8 protein-coding genes are annotated in these 6,624 nt (G+C 74.3%); 6 read left to right on the top strand and 2 right to left on the bottom strand.

The genetic code is table 11. The features are described 5' to 3' along the window. Positions 1 to 1,057 (bottom strand): hypothetical protein (locus tag ACWDBB_RS34360; protein ID WP_449793332.1); only part of this gene is annotated, 1,057 nt, incomplete at its 3' end. 433 nt (positions 1,058 to 1,490) lie between these two features. On the opposite strand from ACWDBB_RS34360, the gene ACWDBB_RS34355 reads away from it, so the two are divergent. From ACWDBB_RS34355 to ACWDBB_RS34345, 3 genes are all read left to right on the top strand, one after another. Then, entirely contained in the window at positions 1,491 to 2,867 is a 1,377-nt protein-coding gene (locus ACWDBB_RS34355) for a geranylgeranyl reductase family protein (protein ID WP_449793331.1), read from the top strand. 212 nt (positions 2,868 to 3,079) lie between these two features. Next, on the top strand, positions 3,080 to 3,733 hold the full coding sequence (locus ACWDBB_RS34350) for a TNT domain-containing protein (RefSeq protein WP_449793330.1): 654 nt from the start codon (positions 3,080 to 3,082) through the stop codon (positions 3,731 to 3,733). 143 nt (positions 3,734 to 3,876) lie between these two features. After that, positions 3,877 to 4,476 (top strand): GNAT family N-acetyltransferase, encoded by a 600-nt coding sequence (locus tag ACWDBB_RS34345; protein ID WP_449793329.1) that lies wholly within the window; start codon positions 3,877 to 3,879, stop codon positions 4,474 to 4,476. 34 nt (positions 4,477 to 4,510) lie between these two features. Here ACWDBB_RS34345 and ACWDBB_RS34340 read toward each other — a convergent pair whose 3' ends face one another. After that, a complete protein-coding gene (locus tag ACWDBB_RS34340) occupies positions 4,511 to 5,218 on the bottom strand; it encodes a DUF4328 domain-containing protein (protein ID WP_449793328.1) in 708 nt (235 codons plus the stop codon). Between the two features lie 173 nt (positions 5,219 to 5,391). On the opposite strand from ACWDBB_RS34340, the gene ACWDBB_RS34335 reads away from it, so the two are divergent. The 3 genes from ACWDBB_RS34335 to ACWDBB_RS34325 all read left to right on the top strand — a co-directional run bounded on the left by ACWDBB_RS34335 (position 5,392) and on the right by ACWDBB_RS34325 (position 6,620). Continuing rightward, positions 5,392 to 5,838, top strand: coding sequence for a hypothetical protein (locus tag ACWDBB_RS34335; RefSeq protein ID WP_449793327.1), 447 nt, complete (start codon positions 5,392 to 5,394; stop codon positions 5,836 to 5,838). Positions 5,839 to 5,904: 66 nt separating this feature from the next. Continuing rightward, positions 5,905 to 6,318: a hypothetical protein gene (locus tag ACWDBB_RS34330; protein WP_449793326.1), complete on the top strand. Its 414-nt coding sequence runs from the start codon at positions 5,905 to 5,907 to the stop codon at positions 6,316 to 6,318. Continuing rightward, on the top strand, positions 6,315 to 6,620 hold the full coding sequence (locus ACWDBB_RS34325) for a PRC-barrel domain containing protein (RefSeq protein ID WP_449793325.1): 306 nt from the start codon (positions 6,315 to 6,317) through the stop codon (positions 6,618 to 6,620). The genes ACWDBB_RS34330 and ACWDBB_RS34325 overlap by 4 nt, the downstream gene beginning before the upstream one ends. The last annotated feature ends 4 nt before the right edge of the window (positions 6,621 to 6,624 follow it).

The raw sequence follows: 6,624 nt of genomic DNA, 5'->3' as shown, positions 1-6,624 counted from the left end.
GAGTCGCCATGCCCCAAGAGCGCGCAGCGCGAGACATATCCGCCGTCACGGATTTCCTGCTATCCCGCTTCGCCGAGCTACTGGACGTCCCCGCGTAGAGCAGGGTGCCGTCGCTGCCGGTGGTGGCCAGCTTCTTGCCGTCCGTGGTGGCGCCCGGGATCGGGGTGGGCACGCTGACCTTGTCCGGCTTGATCAGCGGCTGCTCCGGGTTGACCGGGGTCTCGGTGGACGGCTTGTGCACCGGCACGGTGCCGGTCGGCGTGCTCGACGGGGCCGGGCTCGGGGCGCCACTGGGCGCGGCCGTGGGCTCCTCGGTGGGCTCTCCGGTCGCCGGGGTGGTGGCCGCCGGGCTGGTCGGGGTGGCGGTCGGCGGCACCGGCTTCGGGGTGGCGGTCGGCGTCTCGGCGGGCTTCGTGCTCGCGCTCGCGCTCGGCGTGGCCGAGGGGGTGGTCGGCGGGGTGGTCGGGGTCGGGGTCGTGGCGGGCGTCGTCGCCGGGGCGGACGGGCTGTGCGAGGGCACGGTGGTCGGGCCGGTCGACGGCGTCTTCACCGGGGTCGGCGTCACGGTCGGCGAGGGCTTGCCGGTCGGGGTCGGGCTCTGTCCGCCGCAGTCGACCTTGAACACCTTGTGCTTGGGCTTGTTGAGCTCGGCGTTCTCCGGGAGCTGGCCGTTCACCAGCTCGACCGACTGCCAGTAGAGCTTGTAGTGGCCGTCCGGCAGGTGGATGTCCTCGGTCCGCACGTGCCCGTGCGGGTCGACCGGGATGTCCCCGTACGCGGCGAGGGTCTCGCCCTTGGGGCCGACGGTGGCGATCGCCCAGATCACGTCCTGGTTGGCGTCGAAGCCGAAGGAGTCCAGGTAGAAGGTGCAGACCTTGGGCTCGTTGCGCACGTCCTCCTGTCCGGTGGCGGCGTCGTGGATCTTGACGGTGCCGTTGTTGCCGGGGGCGCCGCCCTTGCCGCCCGCGGCGGCGTGCGCGGCGGGGGCGAGCAGCAGGAGTGCGGCGGCGGTCGGGACGGCCACCAGGGAGCGCGCGGCGGTGGAGCGGAGGTGCATCAGGGTTCCATCGGGTACGGCCGGGCCGGGACGGGCCCGCGCGGTGGGAGAGAGTCTCCGTCGCCGTTCGGCGGGGATCCGGTGCCGTGCGACGGGAGGGGCACAACAGTCCCCGCAGCGGGAAACGTGACGCAAGGGAGGTTTGGCCGAAATGCATCGCTAACGGCGATTGGTCCGACTAGTTCATTACAACGATCTGATTACCTGGTTGTGATCATTTCACCGGTGTCAGAGCCGGTCGAACGGTCAACCCCTGGTCCCGGTCCGGCGGGTGAACCCGCCAGCCCGCGGTGGCCGGTATTGACCGGTCCGTGGCGGCGGCCTGCGTGTCGGGGCGGCGGGCGGGTGCCGGGGTTCTCTATCGTCCGTCCGGAACCGCCCAGTCCGAGGACTCCGTCGTGTGAACAGCCGATCCGACCCGTGGGAGAGTGCGATGCCCGGCCCAGAGCAGACCGTCCGGCCCGAGGAGACCGTCGAGGGCGAAGGGGCCGTCAGGGGCGAGGACAGGAGCGAGGACGCCGCCCGGGACGGCGAGGGGGCCGACGCCCCCGCGGAGAGCGCCGACGTCATCGTGGTCGGCGCCGGGCCGGCCGGCTCCACCGCCGCCGCCCACCTCGCCCGGGCCGGAGTGGACGTCCTGCTGCTGGAGAAGTCCGCCTTCCCGCGCGAGAAGGTCTGCGGCGACGGCCTCACCCCGCGCGCCGTCAAGCAGTTGACCGACCTCGGCATCGACGTCTCCGAGGAGGCCGGCTGGCTGCACAACCGGGGCCTGCGGCTGATCGCCGGGCACCGCTCGCTGGAGTTCGACTGGCCCGAGCTCTCCGCCTACCCCGGGTACGGACTGGTCCGGCGCCGCGCCGACTTCGACGAACTGCTCGCCCGCAAGGCCGCCGCGGCCGGTGCCTGGGTGGTCGAACGCGCCAATGTGACGGGCCCGTTGCTGGACGAGCGGACCGGCCGGATCACCGGCGTCACCGCCAAGCTGGGGGAGGAGCGCCGGCCGACCGCCTACCGGGCCCCGATCGTCGTCGCCGCCGACGGCAACTCCACCCGGCTGTCGGTGGCGATGCGGCGCTACCGCCGCACCGACCGCGCGATGGGCGTCGCCTACCGGACGTACTTCACCACTCCGCGCCACGACGACCGCTACCTGGAGGCCTGGCTCGACCTGCGCGACCCCAACGACCCGGCCCGGCGTCTGCTGCCCGGCTACGCCTGGGTGTTCGGCCTGGGCGACGGCACCGCCAACGTCGGCCTCGGCGTCCTCGACACCGCCGGGACCGAGGTGGACTGGCGGGAGCTGCTGCGCCGCTGGTGCGACGGCCTGCCCCCGGAGTACGGCTACACCCCCGACGCGGTCACCGAGCCGATCCGCGGCGCCGCCCTGCCGATGGGCCTCAACCGGCAGCCGCACTACGCCGACGGCCTGCTGCTGATCGGCGACGCGGGCGGCACGGTCAGCCCTGGCACCGGCGAGGGCATCGCCTACGCGATGGAGTCCGGCCGCTTCGCCGCCGAGACCATCGTCCAGGCCCTCGCCCGCCGCACCGACCGCGGCCGGGACCTCGCCCTGCGCGCCTACCCGCAGGCGCTGCGCTCCGCCTACGCGGGCTACTTCGCGCTCGGCCGGGTGGCCGCCGACCTGCTGGGCCGGCGGAAGCTGCTCGGCGCGGCCGGAGCCGCCGGGCTCGGCCACCCGGCGCTGTTGAAGGTGGCGTTCCGGCTGATGGTCAACCTGACCGAGCCCAACTCCAAGGACGCCCTGGACCGGCTGCTCCACCTGCTCGGCAAGGTCGCCCCGGGGCGGTGATCCGGCGGCACCGGACCGCCCATCCTCGCGGACGGGCGGTCCCGGTGTCCCGGCTTCGGCCGAATCCGCGGAGTCGAACGCGCAGTTGTTCTGATCGTGTTGACGAATGATCAGATGATCCGATTGCCTGGTGTCGAACCAGCCACACAGGGTGAGCACAACGCCCCTCCGTGGCTCCTTTCTCGACCGCTGACCCGTTCGACGGAGACACCGTGCGCCTTCGCCTTCGCCTGCTCGTCGCGCCGCTCGCCGCGGCCGCCGCCCTCACCGCCGTGAGCACCCCCGCCGTCGCGGCCCCCACGGCCACCCCCTCCGACCAGTGCTCCGCCGCGTTCCGCCACGACGACGCCCGCCTCGGCCCCGCCGACCTCCCGACCACCGGACCGGTCGGCCGCCAGCTCGCCGGCTACCAGCGCACCGGCGGCGCCGGCGAGCAGGACTTCCTGGCCGAGTACTACGACCCGGCCGGCAACGGCGGCAAGGGCGGCTGGACATACCCGCCGGCCGACGGCTACGTCACCCTGCCCGACGGCAGCCCGATCGAGTTCGACCTCACGCTCTACCCGAACCAGAACATCGACCGCTACGGCAGCGAGTACGGCGCCTACCTCGCCCCCGAGGGCCTGCCCTACGCCAACCGGGCGCTCCCGCCGCAGAGCCTGGACGGCGACCCGCCGGCCGCCTGCAACTACCACGACTACAAGGTGGTCAAGGCCTTCACCGTGCACGCCGGCCCGATCGCGCCCTGGTTCAACCAGCCCGGCTGGGGCCTGCAGTACCAGCTCGACGGCACCCTGCTGCCCGGCGGCCCGGCCAAGCTGAACGTGCTCTGGCTGGTGGAGAACGGCTACCTGGCCCGGATCTGACCCCGCCCCGCCCGCCCGGCGGCGCCCGGTGACCGACCGGCCGTCGCCGCGTGCGCCCGGTGACCGACCGGCCGTCGCCGCGCGCGCCCGGCCGCCGGGAAATTCGCTGGCGGGCCCGGGAGACGTGGGGGTAGGAAGACGGAATGACCATCAGCGATCCGGCCGCCGACCGCCGCGTCTTCCGCCCCACCGTCCTCGACCTCGGGGACGCCCTGCTGCGCCCGTGGGGGCCCGACCTCGACGTGGCCGGTGGCATCGGGCCCGCCCTGACCGCCGCCGCGGCGGACCCGGCCGTCGCCCGCTGGAGCCCGCTCAGCGCCGACGGCCCGGTCGTCGTCGAGACCTACCTCGCCCGTTGCGAACGGCACTGGGCCGACGGCACCGCGGCCCCCTTCGCCATCGTCGACGCCGCCGACGGCAGCCTCTGCGGCAACGCCTACCTGGGGTGGACCAACCGGGACGACGGAGTGGCCATGATCGGCTACTGGCTGCTCGCCGCCGCCCGCGGCCGGGGTCTGGCCAGCCGGGCCACCACCGCCGTCACCCGCTGGGCGGTGGAGCACGCCGACGTCCGCCGCATCGAGCTGTACCACGCCGTCGCCAACGAGGACTCCTGCCGGGTCGCGGTGCGGGCCGGCTTCCCGTACGAGGGCACCCTGCGCGGCTCCTACACCTACGGCGGGGGCGTCTACGTGGACGAGCACCTGCACGCCCGGCTGGCTTCCGACCCGTTCACGGACTGAGGGATCCCCGACGGGAGCGCTCGGCCACGTGGGATCAGCCCCAGACCGTCCCGCCGTGGACCCCGCCGTACGCCGGGGCGGCGGACTCGGTGAAGCGCTCCTCCTGCATGGCCGTCAGCCGCTGGACGACCAGGACGGCGAAGACCGCGGACACCACCGACAGCAGGTCGGCGATCAGCAGCCAGCCGACGGCCTCCTGGTAGCCGTCCGCGTACCGCGCCGCGTTCGTGCCGAGGTAGTGGTTGCCGAACCGGTCGGCCGCGTTGGAGAGCCAGAAGGTGGCCCACCAGAGGGTGAGCAGCGTCTGCGGGAGCCGCATGCGGATCCCCGAGGCGTCCGGCCGGGCGGTGGCCTGCCAGATGTCGCCCGCGATCTGCCGCGGGAACCAGAGGGCGACCACGGGGGTGAACCAGCCGCCGATCGCCCAGCCGCGCCGGAACCGGTGCCCGTGCGGGTCGAAGACCTCGGCGTTCACCCGCACCCGGTAGAACCAGACGAGGAAGCCGATCGCGGAGGCGGCCAGGGCCACCACCTGGAGGAAGCCGACGCCCTCGTAGAGCTGCGCCGCGTCCGTCAGCGCGGATCCGTCGGCTTCGACGTCGTCGGCGAGCTTGCCGGCCTCCAGGTACAGGCGGAAGCCCGTGCCTAGCGAGGCGAGCGTCGCGGCGCCGGCCACGGCGAGCAGGACGGTGGAGACGGTGGCGGCGGGTCTCGGCGAGCGGTACAGGGCGGGCGAGGACATCGGGGAACGGGCTCCTGGACTGGACCAATGGGATGGAGCGACACCCTGGGGCCTGTGGATCATCCGTGACCACTCCCTTTTCGGGCCCCGGCGCAGGCTGCGCGCTCGGCCGGGGAACGACCTAACCTGGAAGGGAACGTTCGGCGCGTCGCCCGCGAACGGAAGCGGTGGTCATGACGGTGGTCTCGGCGGCCCTCTTCGGTACCGACTGGTGGCAGCCCGCGCTGCCCGGCGGTGCCGAGTTGCTGCACGAGTGCGCCGCCCGGGGGTGGACGGTGGTGCTGACCGGCCCAGGGCCGGCCGGCACCCCGGCGCTGACCGTGGCCGATCCCGGGGACGACCCGGTGCGGGCCGCGCTGGACCTGGTGGACGGCGGGCCCTGGCACGCCGTGGCCGTCGCCGGGAGCGTGCGCGAGGTACGGGCGGCGCGGCGGTGCGGGGTACCGTGCGTGGCCCTGGCGGCCGGCCGCGACACCGGCCCGCAGCTGCGGGCGGCGGGCGCGATCGAGGTCCACCGCGACGCCGCCGCCCTGTTGAGCGTCCTGGACGACAGCCTGCTGGCGCGCCCCCGGGCCTTCGGGCCCGTGGGTGCCGGAACAGGCGGTGCCCGGAACGGTTAGCGCCGGTTCGTATCGGGCAACCGCCCGGCTGCGAGCACGTCACCCGAAGTGTCGGAGGTGACCGAGATGGACGGACCCGCGTTGAGCGGATGGGAGCGGCGGCTCCTCGAGGAGATCGAGTCCGATCTGCGCCAGGACACACGGCTCGACCGGAAGTTGAGCACGATGGGCGCCAAGCCGCCCGGTCGGGTCCGGGGCGTGCTCCGCGCAGTGGGGCGCAGGATCTCGGCGGGGATCCTGCTGACCGCCCTGGTGATGACGGCGATCTGCCTCGGCGTGGGCGTACGGACACCCGCCCCCGCGGTGCTGGTCGCGCTCGGCGTGGTCTGGGCGGCCACGGTGGCGGCCGCGGTCGCCGCCTCCGAGCTGCTGCGCCGGCGGCGCACGGCCCGCGGCGGCGCCGGACTGATCGACCCGGCGGAGGCCGGGGAACGTCGGGAGCGCCGGGAGCGGCGCCCATGGGACCGTCCGGAGGCGTGAGCGTGATGACCACCGACCTGTGGGAGTACCGCCCGGGCTCCCATTCCGCCGCCGACCTCACGCTGGTCGGGTACGAGGTGCGTGCCACCGACGGCCCGGTCGGCCGGGTCGAACAGGACACCGGGGACCACCTGCTGGTCGACGCCGAGCCCTGGGTGCGGGGCACCCGGGTGCTCGTCCCGACCCGACTGGTCGCCCGGCTCGACCACCTCGACCGCACCGTCCACCTCGACTGCCCGCGCGCCCGACTCAGTTCCGCCCCGCCCGCGGCCGTCGACCTGACCGCCCCGCACCCGCGCTGAGCGA

Source organism: Kitasatospora sp. NPDC001095 (assembly GCF_053598615.1).
Note: the sequence above shows the minus strand (reverse complement) of the source record. Positions and strands in the feature narration are given on the sequence as shown.

Excerpts from the sequence above, each read along its gene's own strand:
- ACWDBB_RS34355 (WP_449793331.1), top strand. The coding sequence starts at position 1,491 with ATGCCCGGCCCAGAGCAGACCGTCCGGCCCGAGGAGACCGTCGAGGGC.
- ACWDBB_RS34345 (WP_449793329.1), top strand. The coding sequence starts at position 3,877 with ATGACCATCAGCGATCCGGCCGCCGACCGCCGCGTCTTCCGCCCCACC.
- ACWDBB_RS34340 (WP_449793328.1), bottom strand. The coding sequence starts at position 5,218 with ATGTCCTCGCCCGCCCTGTACCGCTCGCCGAGACCCGCCGCCACCGTC.
- ACWDBB_RS34335 (WP_449793327.1), top strand. The coding sequence starts at position 5,392 with ATGACGGTGGTCTCGGCGGCCCTCTTCGGTACCGACTGGTGGCAGCCC.
- ACWDBB_RS34330 (WP_449793326.1), top strand. The coding sequence starts at position 5,905 with ATGGACGGACCCGCGTTGAGCGGATGGGAGCGGCGGCTCCTCGAGGAG.